General features: G+C 42.6%; 17 protein-coding genes. 5 read left to right on the top strand and 12 right to left on the bottom strand.

The features are described from left to right. Positions 1-275: 275 nt before the first annotated feature. The 3 genes from csdA to yghU all read right to left on the bottom strand — a co-directional run bounded on the left by csdA (position 276) and on the right by yghU (position 4976). A complete protein-coding gene (gene csdA, locus M0221_RS06680) occupies positions 276-1940 on the bottom strand; it encodes a DEAD/DEAH box helicase CsdA (RefSeq protein ID WP_483283328.1) in 1665 nt (554 codons plus the stop codon). Positions 1941-2591: 651 nt separating this feature from the next. Continuing rightward, positions 2592-3671 (bottom strand): DUF1176 domain-containing protein, encoded by a 1080-nt coding sequence (locus tag M0221_RS06685; RefSeq protein ID WP_483283329.1) that lies wholly within the window; start codon positions 3669-3671, stop codon positions 2592-2594. Positions 3672-4133: 462 nt separating this feature from the next. Next, the gene (gene yghU, locus M0221_RS06690) at positions 4134-4976 is read right to left on the bottom strand and encodes a glutathione-dependent disulfide-bond oxidoreductase (RefSeq protein WP_011513712.1); all 843 of its coding nucleotides are present in this window, start codon (positions 4974-4976) and stop codon (positions 4134-4136) included. A gap of 426 nt (positions 4977-5402) precedes the next feature. On the opposite strand from yghU, the gene M0221_RS06695 reads away from it, so the two are divergent. After that, the gene (locus tag M0221_RS06695) at positions 5403-6779 is read left to right on the top strand and encodes a DHA2 family efflux MFS transporter permease subunit (RefSeq protein WP_483283330.1); all 1377 of its coding nucleotides are present in this window, start codon (positions 5403-5405) and stop codon (positions 6777-6779) included. Between the two features lie 121 nt (positions 6780-6900). Here M0221_RS06695 and bfr (M0221_RS06700) read toward each other — a convergent pair whose 3' ends face one another. The 3 genes from bfr (M0221_RS06700) to M0221_RS06710 all read right to left on the bottom strand — a co-directional run bounded on the left by bfr (M0221_RS06700) (position 6901) and on the right by M0221_RS06710 (position 8539). Then, a complete protein-coding gene (bfr, locus tag M0221_RS06700) occupies positions 6901-7374 on the bottom strand; it encodes a bacterioferritin (RefSeq protein ID WP_020443555.1) in 474 nt (157 codons plus the stop codon). 62 nt (positions 7375-7436) lie between these two features. Continuing rightward, positions 7437-7925 carry a bacterioferritin gene (gene bfr, locus M0221_RS06705; RefSeq protein WP_011513715.1) on the bottom strand — a complete coding sequence of 163 codons (489 nt, stop codon included), beginning with the start codon at positions 7923-7925 and terminating at the stop codon, positions 7437-7439. A gap of 422 nt (positions 7926-8347) precedes the next feature. Next, positions 8348-8539: a (2Fe-2S)-binding protein gene (locus tag M0221_RS06710; protein ID WP_011513716.1), complete on the bottom strand. Its 192-nt coding sequence runs from the start codon at positions 8537-8539 to the stop codon at positions 8348-8350. A 288-nt stretch (positions 8540-8827) separates the two neighbouring features. On the opposite strand from M0221_RS06710, the gene M0221_RS06715 reads away from it, so the two are divergent. Continuing rightward, positions 8828-9151, top strand: coding sequence for an ArsR/SmtB family transcription factor (locus M0221_RS06715; protein WP_483283331.1), 324 nt, complete (start codon positions 8828-8830; stop codon positions 9149-9151). Between the two features lie 115 nt (positions 9152-9266). Here the strand turns inward: M0221_RS06715 and M0221_RS06720 are convergent, their stop codons facing one another. The 5 genes from M0221_RS06720 to M0221_RS06740 all read right to left on the bottom strand — a co-directional run bounded on the left by M0221_RS06720 (position 9267) and on the right by M0221_RS06740 (position 14708). Further along, positions 9267-9989 carry a sulfate/molybdate ABC transporter ATP-binding protein gene (locus M0221_RS06720; protein WP_483283332.1) on the bottom strand — a complete coding sequence of 241 codons (723 nt, stop codon included), beginning with the start codon at positions 9987-9989 and terminating at the stop codon, positions 9267-9269. Positions 9990-10071: 82 nt separating this feature from the next. Then, positions 10072-11004, bottom strand: a complete 933-nt coding sequence (gene cysW, locus M0221_RS06725) for a sulfate ABC transporter permease subunit CysW (RefSeq protein ID WP_483283333.1) — start codon at positions 11002-11004, stop codon at positions 10072-10074. Next, positions 11004-11888 (bottom strand): sulfate ABC transporter permease subunit CysT, encoded by an 885-nt coding sequence (cysT, locus tag M0221_RS06730; RefSeq protein WP_339664095.1) that lies wholly within the window; start codon positions 11886-11888, stop codon positions 11004-11006. Before cysT ends, cysW begins: the two co-directional genes overlap by 1 nt. 266 nt (positions 11889-12154) lie before the next feature. Then, positions 12155-13252, bottom strand: a complete 1098-nt coding sequence (locus M0221_RS06735; RefSeq protein ID WP_263242308.1) for a sulfate ABC transporter substrate-binding protein — start codon at positions 13250-13252, stop codon at positions 12155-12157. Positions 13253-13538: 286 nt separating this feature from the next. Further along, entirely contained in the window at positions 13539-14708 is a 1170-nt protein-coding gene (locus M0221_RS06740) for a sulfate ABC transporter substrate-binding protein (RefSeq protein WP_011513722.1), read from the bottom strand. A gap of 581 nt (positions 14709-15289) precedes the next feature. On the opposite strand from M0221_RS06740, the gene M0221_RS06745 reads away from it, so the two are divergent. Continuing rightward, positions 15290-15808 (top strand): hypothetical protein, encoded by a 519-nt coding sequence (locus M0221_RS06745; protein ID WP_483283334.1) that lies wholly within the window; start codon positions 15290-15292, stop codon positions 15806-15808. 89 nt (positions 15809-15897) lie between these two features. Here M0221_RS06745 and sat read toward each other — a convergent pair whose 3' ends face one another. Next, positions 15898-17151 carry a sulfate adenylyltransferase gene (gene sat, locus M0221_RS06750; RefSeq protein ID WP_483283335.1) on the bottom strand — a complete coding sequence of 418 codons (1254 nt, stop codon included), beginning with the start codon at positions 17149-17151 and terminating at the stop codon, positions 15898-15900. A 351-nt stretch (positions 17152-17502) separates the two neighbouring features. Here sat and M0221_RS06755 point away from each other — a divergent pair, with 351 nt between their 5' ends. Both M0221_RS06755 and M0221_RS06760 read left to right on the top strand, forming a co-directional pair. Beyond that, the gene (locus M0221_RS06755; RefSeq protein ID WP_483283336.1) at positions 17503-19188 is read left to right on the top strand and encodes a nitrite/sulfite reductase; all 1686 of its coding nucleotides are present in this window, start codon (positions 17503-17505) and stop codon (positions 19186-19188) included. Further along, on the top strand, positions 19181-19777 hold the full coding sequence (locus M0221_RS06760) for a DUF934 domain-containing protein (RefSeq protein WP_483283337.1): 597 nt from the start codon (positions 19181-19183) through the stop codon (positions 19775-19777). The genes M0221_RS06755 and M0221_RS06760 overlap by 8 nt, the downstream gene beginning before the upstream one ends. Positions 19778-19787: the final 10 nt, after the last annotated feature.

Consider the following 19787-nt stretch of genomic DNA (forward strand, 5'->3'; position numbering starts at 1 on the left):
TCCACAGCACACGATGAATAAAAGTTTGTCAGTATAGACAAGGCAAAAAAAACGCGCAAGTAGCTATCGAGTACAAAGCTTAATTTTAAAAGCTTTGAATAAGCCAGAGTTTTTAAATACCTGCATATATACTTGGGTCATATCTCTACGTGGTGGTTAATATCAAACTATTGGACACAAAAAAGCCAGATAACAAGTATCTGGCTTTTTTTGCAATATCTTTAGACGATTAAGGCATGATTATCAAAAATCATTAATCGTTTAAAATAAGGCTATTACGAGTTGTTACCACGGTTGCCGCCAGTTGGACGACCTTGACCACGACTGTCTGAACGACCAGCTGGGCGACCTTGGCTGCCACTTGGACGACCACGACCCGTTGCAGCACGCTCGCCACGTGGAACGCCAGTGCTATCGCCACGACTAGGAGCACCAGTACGCTTACCTTGATACGGCTTGCCACCTGAACGCTCATTTGGCTTACCTGACGCGTCACGTGGCTTACCTTGATAACCGCTGTCATTGCTTGCGCGTTGACCAGTCGATGCGCTATCGCTTGAACGACCACGAGCATTAGCAGGATTACCTTGATAGCCACCACCCGCGCGACCACGACCTTGACCATTACCGCCGCCGTTTGAACGACCACGACCGCGGCCACGACCATTGCCTTTATTTTCGCTAGGTACATAAGTCTTCTTAGGTTCCATACCTTCGATGATACATACTTCCATTTTGCGATCTAAATAACGATTGATCGCGTTTAGCTGTGGACGATCATCCATGCTACATAAGCTGATAGCGATACCAGTACGACCAGCACGACCACAACGACCGATACGATGGACGTAATCTTCCGTTTGACGTGGAAGATCATAGTTGATTACGTGCGAGATTGCTGGGATGTCTAGACCACGAGCAGCAACATCAGTCGCTACTAGAATTTTAACTTTACCATTACGCAAGTCTTGAACGATACGGTTACGCTTGCTTTGTGGCAAATCACCATGTAGGAAGCTGGCTTTATGACCCGCTTCTTGTAGCTGTTTGGCCAGTTTTTCAGTGCTACGTTTGGTAGCAGCAAAGATAATGATCTGTTCCATATCTTGCTGGCAAACGATTTTATCAAGCAAACGATTTTTGTGATCAAAATCATCACAGTAGTACACTTTTTCTTCGATGTGTGCAGACTCTACTTTGATTGATACACGCTCAGGGTTCTTAGTGAAGCTGGCAGCAATTTTACCTACTGGGCCATCCCAAGTTGCAGAACACATGATTGTTTGGCGATCCGTTGGTGCTGCACGTAGGATATCACTGATATCATCAGCAAAACCCATGTCCAGCATACGGTCAGCTTCATCAAGTACCAAGATTTCTAGGCTTGATAAGTCAACGCGACCAGCATTGATATGGTCAAGTAAACGACCTGGGGTCGCAACGATAACTTGAACGCCTTTCTTCAGAGCAGTGATCTGACCGTTGTATGGTGCGCCGCCAACTAATGGTACACAGAACAGGCCGCGCATATCTTTAGAATAAGTGCGTACGCTGTCATGTACTTGCTGAGCAAGTTCACGCGTTGGCGTTAGGATAAGGGCTTTGGTTAGTTTGTCAAAGCTAGTAGCACGGCTCAAACGGTCAAGAACAGGAATAACGAATGCGGCTGTTTTACCACTACCTGTTTGCGCTGACAATAAAAGGTCACGACCTGCTAGAGCAAAAGGAATCGCTTGTGCTTGGATAGGCGTTGGGTTGGTATAACCACTGCGATCAAGTGCAGTTAGAATAGGCTTAGCGATGCCAAGATCAGTAAAAGTAACTTGGTTTTCATCAACAGCGTCAGTAGCAGCCGCTTGAGTATTTGTGTCAGTGTTTGGGGTGTCAGTGCTTTCGATAATGCCGTTTTCAGCAGCGATTGCAGATAAGATGTCAGTCATGAGTATCCTTGGTAAGTATAAGCTGCTGTAAATTCAGCAAACTTGATGCATACCACTGATAACCGTTCACCACGCTACCCATATAATCTGATTATCAAAATAATGATAATTACATGCCAAACCCATAAGGCTTGTCAAAATTATATAAAGGCGTTCGTGCTGTCTGACGTATTTTGGTGGTAGTGCCGAGTGTCTCATCTTTGTCTGCTAAAAACTCGATATCAATGCTTATTCCAAAGCAGATAAAGGTAAATAACAACCAATCTAGCCCCTACAAAGGGTCCGTAGATAAGATATGAGTCAAAAATAATAGGATTATTTAAGTACACAAAATCATCGGCAACAATTACTTTCGGTCATCCTAGACCCAAAATCGCAGGCGATGTTATCAATCTCATAATTCACATTAGACTATGCTAACGTGGCGACGCAGTATAACACAACAAAATCGTAATCAGTAGCTGTTTTTACGATTATTGTAGAAAACAGCTATAACACAAGAGTTGATGAGCTATACATGATTAATAATATAGGTATTTTTGCATTAAATATTTTTATCGTGTGCACCGCATTTACGCTAAAGAGTATCGAATAAATGATCATTACCGCTTTAAAAGAAAAGCAAGCAATGAGGCATTGTAAACATTGATATTAACGTGATAGTTTCACATCAGTGACGTATAGGGGCATCTGCCAAGCACCGCCCGCTTCAATCATACGGCACAGACCAGTGCTACTCTCATGACTTTTCTCAAAATCTTTACCCGTCCACAACCATTCGGTTTTAGAGATACAGTCGCCAAGACCCCGACCTTTTTGGACAGAAGTGATCTGACCCTTGTCGTAATCGGTAGCGTTGTTTGTGATCAGCTTTGGCTCATATGGTTTGGTATCATTGATCACCCAGACACCCTTACCTGCATTATAAGCACCTGTCCAGCAATTATGCTGTACCAACAGCTGCTTGCTGTTTAGGCGATTGACATTCCATGACGATTTGTCATATAGGCTTGGGCAGTCGCTACTGATATCTTTTATGGTGCCTTTCATCAGATCTGATAACTGAGATGAGCGCATGACGAATTTTTTCTTATTACCTGAGGTGGCTTTTGGATTGGGCATCACCATCCGTATCGCTGGTATTGACTTAGGCGATAACACACTATTGTTAGATTTGCTTGCGCCCTCTGTACGAACAAAAGCACTGGCTGTGCCCACTCGACCTTGTGCTTCATCCGCTTTTAGCATGACCGCACTCGCCCCTTTATCGGACAAGCGCCAACGCGTATTACGGATAACCAGCTCGATCTTGCTTGATTTGGTCAGTGCCTCTAACAGCGCTGTGACTTGCGGTGAAGTGAGCTCAGCATAACCAGCAGCACCTGAAAAAGGCTTGGCTTCGCCATAATCTCTATCATTAATAAATAAAGATATCCGGTGACGGTTACCCAATTGCATCAAGGCTTTGGCAGAATTTTCTCTTGCACCGCCAAGCTTGACCCGAGCATCAACCGTGGCATTCACACCTGCACGGCGTATCAACAATAAAGACACTGGCAATTCGATATCATTGTCTGCTTGATAACCCGCCAGTCGGCAAGTACGTGTATTGTCACAGACCACTTGCCAATCTTGACTGGTAAAATCTATAGGCGTGTCAGCACTAGCTGCGGCGCTGTATAACGTGGTACTGATAGCAGTAAGGATGGGTAATAAAATTCTTTTTGACATGGTTTTTGTTATCTTTTTTGTTTTTTTAGACGGCGCTTTGATATGAGAGTTATTTGAGTATTTAGGTTTGACAACATCACTCTGGCTACTAGGACCATTTGCACTCAATAAGAGGGTTGGTCTATTCCTAAGCATATCATTCTCCTTCATAATCATCATTCTTCAATAGAAGAGGTTTAAGCGCCTACCCTTTTTGGGTGGAGGCTGCTATCTTAACGTATCCATGTTTCTATCTGTTGTACTAATGTACCATTATGTAATTAACAAAGTATAGCTCAAATGCTTATATCTATATGTATATTTGGAATAATGAATATTTAAAACAGAAAAAGGTTAATAAGATAGGTGCTTATTAACCTTTTTGTTCGTCAACATACAGAATTATTTTATTTTTTACCTTTTATATCAAACATTTATGGATAAATAAATGAGCCACTTAGATGAATTATCGTGGCAATTGGTCTAAGCAATAGGCTCAAGGACTAAGTCCACTGCGCGTTTAACGGCTGGACGTTCAGCAATTTTTTTCGCCCAGCGCTGTAGATGTTGATACTCATCAACCTGTAAGAACTCAGCAGCATCGTATAATTTGCCAAGTGCCAATTGACCATACCATGCCCAAATAATCATATCGGCGATATTATAATCAGACTCCTCGTCTCCGCCCATATATGTATTGTCTTTTAAGTGGCGGTCAAGGACGTCAAGCTGGCGTTTAACTTCCATAGCATAGCGATTGATAGGATACTCCATTGGCTCTGGGGCATAGGCGTAAAAATGCCCAAAACCGCCACCTAAGAAAGGCGCACTGCCCATCTGCCACATTAGCCAAGACAAGCATTCTACCCTTGCCTTACCTTGCTGCATCGGAATGAATTTGCCAAATTTCTCCGCTAAGTACATTAAGATAGCGCCAGACTCGAAGATAGCAAGCGGCTCGCCAGCTTCGCTAGGACTATGGTCGACCAAAGCCGGTATCTTTGAGTTTGGGTTAATAGCGACGAAGCCCGAGCCAAACTGATCGCCTTTTGAGATATCTATCAGATAAGCATTGTATGCGGCTTCCTTGATATCAAGCTCAGCAAGCTCTTCTAATAAGATATTTATCTTAACACCATTAGGCGTATTCAATGAATATAGCTGTAATGGCGCATCGCCTACTGGCAGTGCCTTATCTTGTCGTGCGCCAGCGGTTGGACTGTTGATACTTGCAAATTTGCCGCCGTTTTCTTTATCTTGTGTCCAAATTTTGGGCGGTGTATAGCTCTCTATCTGATCGTTCGTAGAATTGTTATCCTGACTCATAATGTGACCTATTTGTTGTTGTATTGATTGTCATATTTTAGAAATGGTGGTTTCTACCATATACATATACCTTCTACTATAACGGGGACTGATCCTGCTATTAAAGCCCTGTCTTGTAATTTATACAGTAGAGATGTTTAAGTGAAATAGTATTTAGTATTTAGTATTTAGTATTTAGTATTTAGTATTTAGTATTTAGGATAATGACAGATATTTTAAAAAATTATTAAGCCATTTCTTCTAGCTAAACCATTTCTTTTAGATAGCAACTATTTAGATCAGTCCTTTTGAATGGTTACTATGCTGCTCTTTAACTACTCGGCAGTTATTTTTATACTACGCATAATATAATGGCTTTGTTGAAAATTTACTGTCGATTAAGGTAAGTTTCCACGAGCCACGGTTTTAAGATATGGTGAAAGTAAAATGGTAGCCCTGACTCCAACGCAAGATAAATACCTACCTTATGTACTGGCGGTAGCGTTATTTATGCAAATTTTAGACGCTACTATTCTAAATACGTCCCTACCACAGATGGCACAAGCATTGGGCGAATCGCCACTACAAATGCAATGGGCAGTCATCAGCTACGCACTTACTTTGGCGATTTTTATTCCTATTAGCGGATTTTTAGCCGATAAATATGGCACACGCCGCGTGTTCTTGTCCGCCATTATCATATTTTGTATCGGCTCGCTATTATGTGCCGTTTCTCCGACCTTGGACTTTTTGATTGGCTCTCGTATCGTACAAGCTATCGGCGGCGCGATGATGACGCCGGTTGCACGCTTAATTTTGGTCAAGTCTTATCCGCGCAATAAGCTCTTAACGGTGATGAACTTTGCGGTAATCCCTGCTTTGGTTGCGCCATTGGTCGGACCGGTATTGGGTGGTTATATCGTACAGTACACCAGCTGGCACTGGATATTTTTAATCAACATACCCATGGGTGTTTTTGGTTTTATCATGGGCAAGAAACTGGTACCAGCGTTATTTGAGGACACCAAGCGTCTAGATTGGACAGGGTTTTTGTTGTTTGCCGCTGCCGCTTGTGGTTTTACTTTGGCGGTAGAGTTTGGCGCACAAGTCGGGCGTGGAGTTTATGGGCTGATATTTGGATTGCTAGCAAGTCTGTTGCTTGGTGCTTATATTTGGCACGCAAAACGTCGCACTGCCCCGCTATTTCCATTGAGTTTGTTTGATATCCGTACCTTTCGCATTGGTATCACGGGTAATTTATTTACCCGATTTGGCATTAGCGCTGTGCCATTTTTGCTGCCGTTGCTTTTGCAGGTAGTGTTCGAGTACTCTCCGTCGCAAGCTGGCTGGCTACTTGCCCCTATCGCCGTAGGTGCTATCGGCATCAAGCCTTGGGTGAGTAAGATTATCCAGCGTTATAGCTATCGCACGGTATTAGTCTATAACACGACTTTTATGGGTATCTTGATTATCATCTTGGCGCAGTTTAATGATGCGGCGCAGTGGATGTGGTTTATACCTATTTTAACTGTCATGGGCGCATGTAACTCTATGCAATTCAGCGCAATGAACACCATTACCATTGGCGACCTGCATGGTACTCAAACCAGTAGCGGCAATAGCCTGATGGCCGTCAACCAACAACTCGCCATCAGCTTTGGTATTGCCTTTGGCGCTGCGCTGCTCACTCTGCTACGTGAGCGCCTACAAATGGATACATTGGCTGCCTTTCAAACCACCTATTGGATATTGGGTGTCTTTACCATTCTCTCAGGATTGCATTTTTTACGCTTAAAACCTGAGGATGGTCGTGGTTTATATTAAAAGTGAGTATTGAAAGGCTGTATTTGAAATATAAAGAATAGACCAAAAAAAGCCAGCCTATGCTTGGGTTATGAGCAAAACATAGGCTGGCTTATTGTGATTCAATGAGAATTACTAATATCTAATCGTCATTCATCTGCGATTGGATATAGTTTTGAATACCCACATCTTTCATTAAGTCTTCTTGCGTCTCAAGCCAGTCTTGATACTCTTCATTACCGTCTTTTAGAGTAACCAATAGCTGACGTGATACATAGTCTTGCTGCGTTTCACACAAAGTAATCGCATCGGTAATAATGCTAAACTTTTGCTTTTCTAAGCGCAAATTGCAGTCAATCATTTCAGGCACGTCTTCAGCGATAAACATCTTGCCATAATCTTGCAAATTGGGTAAACCACCTAGCAATAAAATCCGTGCAATCAAATCATCAGACCATTTCATCTCTGCGATAGACTGTTTATAGAAATTTTCGTTTAATGATTCTAAGCCCCAATGGCGAGCAATACGTGCATGTAAAAAATACTGGTTGATGGCTATCAACGACTGACCCAGCACTTTATTCAGCGCGCGGATAATGTCTTTATCCCCATTCATATTCTCTCTCCCTATCTATTGGATATTTGATTTGACTATATAGCGATTATTATCCGTTACTATCAAACAAGATTTGAAGAAACTTCAGCCATCTGACTTTGCAAATAATTTGGCAGACCAATCATATCAATCAAGCGTAGCTGCTGTTCAAGCCAATGGGCATGATCCTCTTCCGTGTCTTTGAGCTGCACGACCAACATCTCGCGTGTGACATAGTCATGCGCTTCTTCACACATTGCGATACCGTCTTTAAGATGTTTTTGTACCTGATATTCTAAATTTAAATCAAGCTGTAGCATCTCAGGTACAGTAGTACCAATATTAATCGCGTCGACGCTCATTTTAGGCGTGCCGCCTAACATCAAAATACGACGAATAATTGCCTGTGCATGTAAGGTCTCATCTTCCATCTCATGGCTAATACGATCATACAATTTACCGTAATGCCATTCTGCATACATCTCAGAGTGGATAAAATACTGATCACGAGCTGCAAGCTCACCACCTAACAAAAAGTTTAAATAATCAATCACTTTAGGGTTGCCAATCATCACTTACACTCCTGTATGTATCATTGTTTGTTATATACATTCATAATTTTGCATATATATAAAGTGCCATTCGTAAACCAATCAGTAAAGATTAAAATCAACGAAGGCCCTTACATATTAAGAAGGATATAGTAGCATAGAGAGAGCTTAACGCTTGTAACGATATGAACTGAGAATCATAACCAACCACTATTTGTATTAGCGTATCAGCAACAGGTGCGATCGCAAACTCTTAATAGAAGTAGCTAGATCTAGTTTTGATGTGGAGTATCAGTGGAGTTATATGGACGCTTGCAACCTACTCTTTAGGTATAATGCTAAAATAATAAATGCATAATAGTGAATATAATCCTGTTTTATCAAGGCTTATACACGATTAGGATGCACAAGTTAGAGCGTAAAGCCTTATAAGTATTTAGCGCTTAAACAGCATAAGCCAATACTTCGAGCTTAGCATGATGCTCCTCTAGATAATCATTTACCATAGGCTCACAGCAGCCGCAGCAGGTGGCGACATCTAACGTGTCTTTTAAGCCATCTAACGTATCGATACCAGACGCGATAGCAGCTTTTATTTGCTTTTCTTTGACATCATTACAGATACAGACGTACATAAATGGGTTCCTACTGTGATTGACTAACGTGTTATTCGCTATAATAACGATAATTATTAGCATTTACAATAGTGTTTGGTGACTTTTTCAGTCAGGTTAATGACAGATTTATGGTTATGTTGATCTTAATCAATCCATGTAACTGAATATAGTAATCCATGTAAACCGACGGTATCAAAGGTAGTAAAATGGCGACGAACTGTAAATTTGCTCATTTTTTAATCGATTTTAAGGATAACTGCTGTTATATTGTCCTCCTATTAACTAAATATACATTGGAATTGACCCATGTCTAATAATAATTCTATTATACAACCACTTGAGTTGTTTAAAGTATTATCTGACCCTACGCGCTTGAAGATTTTCCAAATCCTATATAATAAAGAATCACGCTGCGTCGGTGAGTTAGTAGAGATACTTGATCAACCACAGCCAACGATATCCCGCCACCTCAACCATTTAAAAAAACTGGGCATCTTAAATTGTGTTCGTGATGGAACCTGGATGTGGTACGAGGTCGCAAATGACTTGCCAGAATGGTGTCAAGACATCTTGGACACTACCTATAAGCAGATATCAATCAAAGAAAAAGCCATGCTAAAACTAGCCTAATGGTAATAGGCAGTGAAAATTTTGCTTAGATAACTTTGGCTTATATTAGCCGCATAAAAAAGACCTCATGATGAGGTCTTTTTTATGCACTATTGCTAACACTCTTGATTGAACTTTAAACCAAGTCTAAGAAATCACTGACAAAGGCATTGGCTGGATGATGAATCAGCGCCTCTGAGGTGCCTACTTGCTCGACACGACCGTGATTCATCACGACAATCTCATCAGATACCGCCCTTGCCTCTTCTTGGTCATGAGTCACCATGATGCTGGTGATACCAAGCTCATGATGTATGTCTTTTAGCCAAGTTCGCAGCTCTTTACGCACCTTGGCATCCAGCGCCCCAAATGGCTCATCTAATAGCAGTAGTTTTGGCTTAACTGCGAGTGCACGAGCCAGCGCAATACGCTGCCGCTGGCCGCCTGATAGCTGATGCGGGTAAGCGTTTGCCACTTGTGGCAGCTGTACCAAATCTAATAGCTCAGCCACGCGCTTATCAATATCTGCTTTACTGGGGCGCTCGTTTTTTGGTAGTAATGTCAGACCAAAGCCTACATTGTCAGCAACATTTTTATGTCGAAATAACGCATAGTGCTGAAACATAAAACCGATATGGCGCTTTTGTACCGGTGTATTGGTGACGTCTAGCTCATCAAATAATATCTGCCCAGAGTCTGCATACTCAAGACCGGCAATGATACGCAGCAAAGTGGTTTTACCGCAGCCTGAAGGACCTAATAAAGTCGTCAATTTGCCAGTAGGTACTGTGATATTGATATCATCTAAGGCATTGAAGTTACCAAATTTTTTATTAACGTTACGAATCTCGATGCTCATAATGGTATCTCTTATTATTTCTTTTATCGTAGCAGATAGTTTCAATAGTATGGCGTATAGCAATAGTGGCTTCTATGAACCGTTATGATTTGCCTGTCGATTCTGTGACAGTAGCATTAGCACTGACTGGTAGTTCAGGCGCACTTATCAAACGTTCAGATTTAGCAAATTTGTGATCTTGTAGCTTGGTCATGATTTGCTGAATAAGTAACGTGACCAAAGCAAGCGCGGCAAGTAAGCTCGATAAGGCAAAGGCGGCGGTAAAGTTATAGTCGTTATAGGCAATCTCAACCAGTAGTGGCATAGTGTTGGTTTCTCCGCGGATATGACCTGAGACCACACTCACCGCACCAAACTCCCCCATCGCCCTTGCATTGGTCAAAATCAAACCATATAGCAGCGCCCATTTGATATTGGGCAGTGTCACATGCCAAAACGTTTGCCAACCCGTCGCGCCTAACGTTAATGCTGCCTGTTCTTCACTATCGCCCTGCGTTTGCATCAGCGGTATTAACTCACGCGCCACAAAAGGAAAGGTGACAAATAACGTTGCTAAAATAATACCGGGTACGGCATAAATTACCTGAAAACCCATGCTCTCAAGCCAGCCACCAATCGTAGAATTAAGTCCAAATAACAGAACAAACATTAAACCGGCTACAACGGGCGACACTGAGAATGGTAAATCAAGCAACGTCGTCACCAACTGCTTACCTTTGAATTGATAACGGGTTACTAGCCACGCAATGGCAATACCCATCACCATATTAATCGGTAAGACAATCGCCGCAGTAATCAAGGTTAGCCTAATCGCCTGCAAGGCTTCAGGATCAACGAGAGAGGCAATATATAATTCCCAGCCACCCTTAAAAGCTTCATAAAACACAGCTAGCAGCGGCACTACCAACATAATAACCATGAATAAAACCGCAATGATAATAAAGGTGCGGCGTACCCATGGCGTATCTTTGGTTGCTGGGTTGCTTTGGTAGTCGTAGCTATTAGAGATTTGCATTAGCGAGCTCCTACACGGCGCGACAGCTTCCACTGTACGATATTAATGGTCAATAAAATTACAAAGGAGATAAGCAGCATGAATAATGCAACGGCTGACGCGCCTTGAACATCAAACTGCTCAAGCTTACTGATAATGATTAATGGCAAAATCTCAGACTGCATTGGAATATTACCTGCGATAAAAATAACCGAGCCATACTCGCCGGTCGCACGGGCAAACATCATGCCAGCACCCATCAGTAACGCAGGCAACAGCTCTGGTAAAATTACCTTGCGAAATGTCGTCAAGCGATTGGCGCCTAATACCGCAGACGCCTCTTCGAACTCAACCGATAACTCTGCAAGTACAGGCTGTACAGCACGGACAATAAAGGGAAAACTGACGACCACCAAAGCCAACCAGATACCAATTGGTGTAAACGCGACTTGAATATCAAACTTGGCAAACCATTGCCCAATAAGACCATTAGGCGCATATAAAGTCGCAAGAGAGATACCTGTGACCGCTGTCGGTAGTGCAAAGGGTAAATCCACCAAGGCATTTATCAAGGATTTGCCCCAAAATTCATAGCGTACGAGCACCCATGCGACCAGTGTGCCAAACACCATATTGGTTAGCATCGCCAAAAACGACATCCATAAGCTGAGTTTGATCGCTGCCGTGACTTGTGGTTGGCTAATAGTCTCCCAAAATCCCGTCCAGCCCATTTGGGTTGTGGTATAGGCCATCATGGCAAACGGCAGTACTACCAACAGCGACAAGCTAAAGACAGTGATACCCATACTTAGCCCAAACCCTGGTAGCACATTGCGCTGACGCAAGCGTGTTAACCAGCCTTTTTTCGGCACGGGTTTGAGGGTAGAAGGTGTTGTTGCACTCATAATAGTGTCCTATTGCCTAGCTGATGGTACTTATCGTAAGCACTCTATCGTATCGATATAAAGAAAAAAGCATGATAAAAAGAGATTATGAATATGCTCATGGTATAAAGGACATAGCGTTGTCGGCCATGTCCTTTATGAGATTGACATAATTTCATGATGTCGTGCGTTACTGATTAATAGTCAAATAATGCAGTCGCTGTACTCAAATAAATTATTGAATAAGTAACAGCTTTTATCGTCGGTTACTCACAGTACTACCGTTGTTACTGAGGCGCATTAACCGCTAACTTATCAAACAAACCACCATCACTGAAATAGGTGCTCATGATCTCATCCCATGTGCCAAATGCATCATTCGGACGGAAGGTGTCGATAGGTGGCAATTTATCACTGTTTTTATCAAGAACACTCTTCACACTTGGGCGTAAGTATAAGTCAGCTGCTAATTGCTGGGCCGCATCGCTCCATAAGAAATCAAGATAAGCTTTGGCGGCATCTGTGGTGCCTTTTTTATCAGTGACGGTTTTTACGATAGCAACTGGGCTTTCAGATTTGATTGAGTATTTTGGATAAACAATATCGACTTGACCGACGCCAAAATCTTTTGCTGCAAGGTTGGCTTCGTTCTCAAACGTTACCAAGACATCGCCGATACCACGCTGTACAAATGTCGTAGTCGCCGCACGTCCGCCACTTTCATAGACTTTGACGTTTTTTAGCATGTCTTTGACGTATTTTTCCGCTTGTGCTTCATCTTTATTAAAAGCATGTAAGCCATAACCATAAGCACCTAAGAAGGCATAGCGACCGTTACCCGTCACTTTTGGGTTTGCCATGACAATCTCAACACCCTCTTTGGTCAAATCTGCCCAATCATTGATGCCCTTTGGATTGTCTTTGCGCACTAAGAAGACGATGGTGCTGGTAAAAGGTACGGCATTGTCTGGGAATTTGCTTTCCCAATCTGACTCAACCAAGCCTTTTTTCTCAAGCAGCTCAATATCAGAGCCTTGGTTCATAGTTGCGACATCGGCTTGTAGACCATTCGCGACCGACAGGGCTTGTTTACTCGAACCACCATGCGACTGCTTGATAAGAATATTGCTGTTTGGGTGCTCGCTTTTGTAATGATCAACAAATAATGGATTGTAGTCTTTATAAAAATCACGAGCGACATCGTAGGAGACGTTCAATATTTCGATGTCCTGCCCTTCTGCAGCTGCTGGCGTGCCCTCTGCATTGGCAGCTGGCTCAGTTTTTTCGTTGTTGCTACAGCCTGCAATGCCTAAAGTGAGCGCCACACCGGCGATACTTAGGGCGCTAAGTGTCTTATTTTTATAACCTGCGGTATATGATGTCATGGCTGCCTCAAAAAATGTCTGATAAGTAATGTAAGTATGCTAACAGTGCTATCTTATTATGTTTAATGATGAATATGTGTATGTTATTGCCAAAATGGAATAAAGAAATGATAAATATAAGATTATCAATAACTTAAATTTATCAGTAATGCATAGGTTAAATATTTTTAATGATCATTGACTATCCGCTAATAATTTAGCCATTTGATTCAGCCTTTCATCTAAGCATGAATGTCTGAATCAAATGGCTTATAACTGAACAACTTGATTACCTTTTTGGTTACCTTTACTGCACGCTTGCCAGCTTATCAAAACGCCCGCCATCAACAAAAAACGTTTCCATAATCTGTGTCCAAGGACCAAAGACACTGACTGGCTCAAACGTCTCAATATCAAGCAAAGTACCTTTATGGGCGGCAAGTACTTGCTCATTACTAGGACGCATGTACATCTGTGCCATCAGTTCTTGCGCTGGCGTGTCCCATAAGCTTTTTAGATAGGTGTTTGCCGCTTCTGTTTTGCCCGCTTTGTCAGTCACCGCATTCACCACTGCAACAGGATTGGCAATCAACACTGAATAACTTGGATAGACGATATCGACTTGCCCTTTGGCAAATTGCTTGGCGGCCAAATGCGCTTCGTTTTCGGTCGTGATAAGCACGTCCCCTAGACCGCGTTGGGTAAAGCTGGTCGTTGCTGCACGTGCGCCATTGTCATAAGTGACGACGTTTGCCAAAAGTTGTTTGATAAAGGTATCTGTTTTGGTAGAGGTTTCGACCGTTTCTTTAAAATGATGCAGACCATAACCGTAGGCACCTAAAAAGGCATAACGCGCCGTACCACTGGTTTTCGGATTTGGTATTACTATAGCTACGTCACTACGTGCCAAATCTTGCCAGTCTTTAATACCCTTTGGATTGCCGCTACGTACCAATAGAACCATGGTACTGGTATAAGGAACCGCGCCGTTTGGTAGCGCTTTCTGCCAGTCAGCCGCAACCAAGCCTTTTTCGACCAATAGATTCATATCGCTTTCTTGGTTAAAGGTCACCACATCCGCTTGTAGACCATTAGCAACCGACAGGGCTTGCTTACTCGATCCACCATGTGACTGATTGATATGTACTTTGCTGTTGGGATGCTCTTTTTGGTAGCCTTTGGCAAATAAGGTATTATAGTCTTTATAAAAATCGCGTGAGACATCGTAAGAGACATTCAACAAATCAATATCTTGTGACGGCGCTGCTGATTTTTGGGCGCCGTTTTGGGTCTCACTTTGCTTAGATTCAGTAGGGCTACAGCCCGTCATGAATACCGCCATTGTCAGCACACCACCCATTATCAAGGTACGTGGTGCTTTATTTTGAAGCACTTGATTATCAGTCATTGAGGTATGACGCAAAGGCTGATTCTTGGCTATATTGGTCGTTTGCATAGACGCTCTCGATAATGTCATGCTGCCACTTGTGGACCTTACTATTTTATTAATTCTATAAATAAGGATAACAAAGGCAGTGATGGTAAGAATTTTGGGAGATACATTAGTTTTTTTGTTGATGAGAGATATGCTAGCAGCATAGATAACAAATGCTTAGTGACGAATACGCTTATCGAGTGGTGAACTTGGCATAAGCACGATGATTAGTAGCGCTATTATTAGTTATTCTATAATGGATATTTTTAGGAGCTATTTGCGATATAGAGATAAGCCATCACTTTTGAGTAAGTGATGGTATTGTTTGCCCAGTAGACGAATATTTGTGTAAGCTGTATCATCGCTGGCGCTGTATAGTCAGTCCTTAATAAAAGAAATACAAATATTATCAATCACTACTGGGGTTAATTTTTCTTGCTTGCTGTGCCTACGCAGACAGAGGCTGCAAATAATGAACCCCAGTAGTTCCGTACTCTTTTAAAAGTGGATTAGCTATAATGGCTGCAAATAAACAACTGCTACCTAAAACTGTTTAATTCAATCAAAAATAGCCATTTTGCAAAGCCATTTTTATCACTTACTCACTTACCCAAGGCAACTTAATGATTACTTCTTTCTCTTGTTACTCGCGTTTTTTTGCCGCCCTCTCTTTAACGAGTGCAGCGCTGCTTGCTTTGAGTGGTTGTAATAACACTATAAAAGCCAATGTGGATAATCACAGCGTTACGCAACCTGCAGCGACACTCTCGCCTGCTGTAAAAGTCATCGTTGGTGACTATGCTTCTGAGGGTTATGCTAAGCGTACGCAAGGCGATGACTGGGTAGCCGTGATGGTAAAAGCAGACGGTGATAAGCAGATTGACATTAAGATACGTGCGCGCAGCGATGTCAAAAAACCGACCTGCTATTTTGATGGCAAAGCAACATTGATGGGTCAAGATGATGCACACGGCATTATTTTTCAGAGCAAGGTCAATGACAGTACAGCTTTTTTTCAATTTAAAGATGATAAATTGACTATTGATAGCCAAGATAAATACGCGCTTAACTACTTTTGCTCTGGCGGTGGCACATTGGTTGGTGACTATCAAAAGTTGGCAAGTGGTTTAGAGCTCAGCTAACCACGAGATGTTCAAAACGTTCAAATAACAAAAAAAGGGTCAGACTTATCATCTGACCCTTTTTTATCTTTCATATTGAATATAAATTTTTATACCGCAGAAGCCCCGACCAATTTAACCTCAGCACGCTCATCAAAAGCGATACCAGCATAATATTCACGCAAAATCTGCAACACTTCTGGACGGCTAAAGTTCTCTGGTACATCAAGGTCTTCTGAGAGTGCTTTGCGTAGTTTGGTTCCTGATACTTTGACATGTTCAGACGCTTCATGCGGGCAGGTTTTATCTGACGCCATGGCATTACAAGCATTACACCAAAACGTCCAACCAATCTTTAACGGTTGGGTAATCAAATCATCTTTACCGACGTGGTCAAAAATGGTTTGGGCATCAAAGGCACCATAATAATCACCAACACCGGCATGGTCACGACCAACGATCAAATGGCTACAGCCGTAGTTTTGGCGGAATACGGCATGTAATAATGCTTCACGCGGTCCGGCATAACGCATATCAAGCGGATAACCTGCTTGAATAACAGTATCAGCTCTAAAGTAATTGTCAATCAAGGTTTTAATGGCTTCTTGGCGTACGTCTGCTGGGATATCACCTGGTTTTAACGCACCCAATAATGAATGTATCAGTACGCCATCACAGATCTCAATCGCAATCTTGGCAAGGTATTCGTGTGAGCGGTGCATGGGATTACGGGTTTGGAAAGCCGCGACCGTTTGCCAGCCTTTATTGTCCAAAATTGCGCGGGTTTCAGCTGGTGTTTTATAAATCTCAGGATATAAGGTTGGAAACTCGCCTTCGCTTAGGACTTCAACGCTACCTGCAATGTTGACTTCACCTTGCTCCAGTACTTGTTGGACGCCAGGATGCTCAGGATCTGTGGTGGTAAATACTTGTTGGCACTCATGCTCTTTATCAATGGTATAGGTTTCTTCCACCGTTAGAATACCCATAATCTCGCCATCTTTCGCCACCAAAGCAACTTTATCACCTTGATTTAGGCTATCTGCTGTCGCTTTCGGTGCTGATAAAGTAATAGGAATCGGCCAAAACAAGCCCGCATTGTCACCACTTTGCAGGCGCATATTATCAACCACGCCCTGCCAATCGGCTTGATTCATAAAACCATTTAAAGGCGTAAAACCGCCAATACCAAACATAATCAAATCACCGCGCTCACGAGAGCTTAAGGTAATGGTCGGTAATGTGCTGGCAAGTGTCAGCGCTTCGCTGCGAGCGTCACCGTTTAGTAATAGTGGTTTGAGTACATCGCTGCCATGTGGAGGAACGAGTTGTGATGGCTTTTGATTAGCAATAGTAGATGTCATAGTAATTTTAAAACCTCAATGTATAGAAAAAAGAGTTGAATAACAGCAAGTGAATGGCTTAAAAGGTAACTTTATGAATAAGATGCTAACGATCGTCAGTTAAAGTCGTGCATTACCAGATATTAAATTTTAGGGGTTAAATTTGATAAGCATAGGCTACCTAACTTTCGTTATGAAAATTTATGCTGTGTTTGGATATGTATATGTCTTAAAGGAATTTATGTTTTGAAGTACAAGCTTATATGATGTAAAGCTGAACGGTACACATTGCGATCGACAACAAAATATATTACACACGCAAATCATTTTCGTCGCTGCTTTTAAGACTAAAAACAAAATTGAGATTACGTCATGTATCAATATAACTACGCTGACCAAACCTTGGTAGAAGAACGAGTCGCTCAGTTTCGCGACCAAACCGAACGGTTTTTGGCAGGCGAGCTGCCAGAAGAGCAATTTTTGCCGCTGCGGTTGCAAAACGGCCTTTATATTCAGCGTTATGCGCCGATGTTACGTATTGCGATTCCTTACGGTCTACTAGCCAGCTATCAACTGCGTAAATTGGCAGAGATTACCCGTAAATACGATAAGGGTTACGGGCACTTTACTACCCGTACCAATATCCAGCTAAACTGGCCAAAGCTAGAAGATGTGCCAGACATATTGGCGGAGCTGGCATCGGTACAGATGCATGCCATTCAAACCTCAGGTAACTGTATTCGCAATACGACTACCGATCCTTATGCCGGTATTCATCAAGAAGAGATTGCGGATCCACGTCCTTATTGCGAAATTATCCGTCAGTGGTCTACTTTTCATCCTGAATTTGCTTTTTTACCGCGTAAATTTAAGATTGCTGTCGTTGGTACTGCCAATGACCGCGCGGCGACGCAAGTACATGATGTGGGATTGCATGTAAAAACCAATGACGCAGGCGAGCTTGGTTTTGAAGTATTGGTGGGTGGCGGTCTTGGCCGTACACCAGTGATTGGTAAAGTAATTAACGAATTCTTGCCACGTCAGCATCTGCTTAGCTATCTAGACGCTATTTTGCGCGTTTATAACCTGCATGGTCGCCGTGACAATAAGTACAAAGCTCGTATCAAAATATTGGTCGAGAGCATGGGCGGTCCTGCCTTTGCGAAATTGGTCGATGCTGAGTGGGAAGCTCATACCAAAGATGGTCCACTGACGCTGACCGATGCCAATTTTGACACTGCTATTGGCTTCTTTAGTGAGCCTGATTATGTTGGTTTTGATGCCTTACAAGTACAGTCTGACTTGCAACAGCAACTCAATGCGAATAAAGATTTTGCTGATTGGTATAACCAAAATACAGTCGCGCATAAAATAGCAGGCTATCGCGCTGTCGTCATTTCGCTAAAGGCAGGCTTGGTCGACGGAGCCTACGTACCATCTGGTGATGTCAGCGAATCACAAATGGATGCTCTCGCGGATCTGTCAGACAAATATAGCTTTGGTGAATTGCGCGGTACTTATCAGCAGAATCTAGTATTTGCAGACGTGCAAACCAATCAGCTGTACGAGTTATGGGAACAGTTGGCGGATTTGCATTTAGCACGTGCCAATATAAACACGCTAACAGATATGATTGTTTGCCCAGGTTGGGACTATTGCTCACTCGCCAATGCCACGACTCACAATATCGCTGAACAAATCGAAAAGCAGTTCGATGATCTCGACTACCTTTATGACTTGGGTGAGATTCGCCTCAATATGTCTGGCTGCATGAATGCTTGTGCGCATCATCATACGGGTGATATCGGTATTCTTGGTGTCGATAAAAAGGGTGAGCATTGGTATCAAATCAGCCTTGGCGGTAACTCTAGTAACGATGCCAAAGTCGGTAAAATATTGGGTAAAGCAGTACCAGCCGAAGATGTGGCGATTACCCTACAAAAAATACTGGATGTCTATTTAGAGCAGCGCGTGAGCAATGAGAACGACGTAGAAGCTTTTAGTGACTTGGTCAATCGCGTTGGCGTGGCACCTTTTAAGGAGAAGGTCTATGGGTAATCATCATGTGTTAAACAGCAAAGGTATTGATATCGGTCAAAGTGATACGTGGTTGGCGCTTAATACCGATGAGCTACCAGATGGCATTGCCCTTAGCCATATATCGCTGCTTGAGCTATTACATAAACAAGAAAAATTCGATATCGTATTGCCGCTCACGGATTTATTGAATGCTGAAGGCAAGCTTGCTGGCGGGCTATTACAGCAGCTGAACGAGCTATTGACCGAACATGCCAGCCGTGTTGGCGTTTGGGTTACGTCAGATAATGATACCGATACATTGGTTGGTTTGTCAGATTTTTTATTACAACAAGATTTGATTGTGATCCATGTACCAGCCTTTACCGACGGACGCGGTTTTAGTTATGCGCAAACCCTGCGTCAAATAGGCTATCAGGGCGAGATTCGTATGGCTGGCAAGTTTGGCCGTGACCAAATTGCTTACCTTTTACGCGCGGGCGCAGATAGCTTTGTGCTCAGTGAGCATGATATGAAATCTATCTCTGATATCAGTCAAGCATTTAATGCGCTTGCCAGCAGCTACGATGGACGCGATGCTAGCGCATTACCGATGTTTGCAGGCACTTAGTTTTAGAATA

Source organism: Psychrobacter sp. ANT206 (assembly GCF_056880555.1).

Bases quoted from the DNA above. Each gene is read 5' to 3' on its own strand.
- csdA (WP_483283328.1), bottom strand. From the start codon at position 1,940: ATGACTGACATCTTATCTGCAATCGCTGCTGAAAACGGCATTATCGAA.
- M0221_RS06685 (WP_483283329.1), bottom strand. From the start codon at position 3,671: ATGTCAAAAAGAATTTTATTACCCATCCTTACTGCTATCAGTACCACG.
- yghU (WP_011513712.1), bottom strand. From the start codon at position 4,976: ATGAGTCAGGATAACAATTCTACGAACGATCAGATAGAGAGCTATACA.
- M0221_RS06695 (WP_483283330.1), top strand. From the start codon at position 5,403: ATGGTAGCCCTGACTCCAACGCAAGATAAATACCTACCTTATGTACTG.
- bfr (WP_020443555.1), bottom strand. From the start codon at position 7,374: ATGAATGGGGATAAAGACATTATCCGCGCGCTGAATAAAGTGCTGGGT.
- bfr (WP_011513715.1), bottom strand. From the start codon at position 7,925: ATGATTGGCAACCCTAAAGTGATTGATTATTTAAACTTTTTGTTAGGT.
- M0221_RS06710 (WP_011513716.1), bottom strand. From the start codon at position 8,539: ATGTACGTCTGTATCTGTAATGATGTCAAAGAAAAGCAAATAAAAGCT.
- M0221_RS06715 (WP_483283331.1), top strand. From the start codon at position 8,828: ATGTCTAATAATAATTCTATTATACAACCACTTGAGTTGTTTAAAGTA.
- M0221_RS06720 (WP_483283332.1), bottom strand. From the start codon at position 9,989: ATGAGCATCGAGATTCGTAACGTTAATAAAAAATTTGGTAACTTCAAT.
- cysW (WP_483283333.1), bottom strand. From the start codon at position 11,004: ATGCAAATCTCTAATAGCTACGACTACCAAAGCAACCCAGCAACCAAA.
- cysT (WP_339664095.1), bottom strand. From the start codon at position 11,888: ATGAGTGCAACAACACCTTCTACCCTCAAACCCGTGCCGAAAAAAGGC.
- M0221_RS06735 (WP_263242308.1), bottom strand. From the start codon at position 13,252: ATGACATCATATACCGCAGGTTATAAAAATAAGACACTTAGCGCCCTA.
- M0221_RS06740 (WP_011513722.1), bottom strand. From the start codon at position 14,708: ATGACATTATCGAGAGCGTCTATGCAAACGACCAATATAGCCAAGAAT.
- M0221_RS06745 (WP_483283334.1), top strand. From the start codon at position 15,290: ATGATTACTTCTTTCTCTTGTTACTCGCGTTTTTTTGCCGCCCTCTCT.
- sat (WP_483283335.1), bottom strand. From the start codon at position 17,151: ATGACATCTACTATTGCTAATCAAAAGCCATCACAACTCGTTCCTCCA.
- M0221_RS06755 (WP_483283336.1), top strand. From the start codon at position 17,503: ATGTATCAATATAACTACGCTGACCAAACCTTGGTAGAAGAACGAGTC.
- M0221_RS06760 (WP_483283337.1), top strand. From the start codon at position 19,181: ATGGGTAATCATCATGTGTTAAACAGCAAAGGTATTGATATCGGTCAA.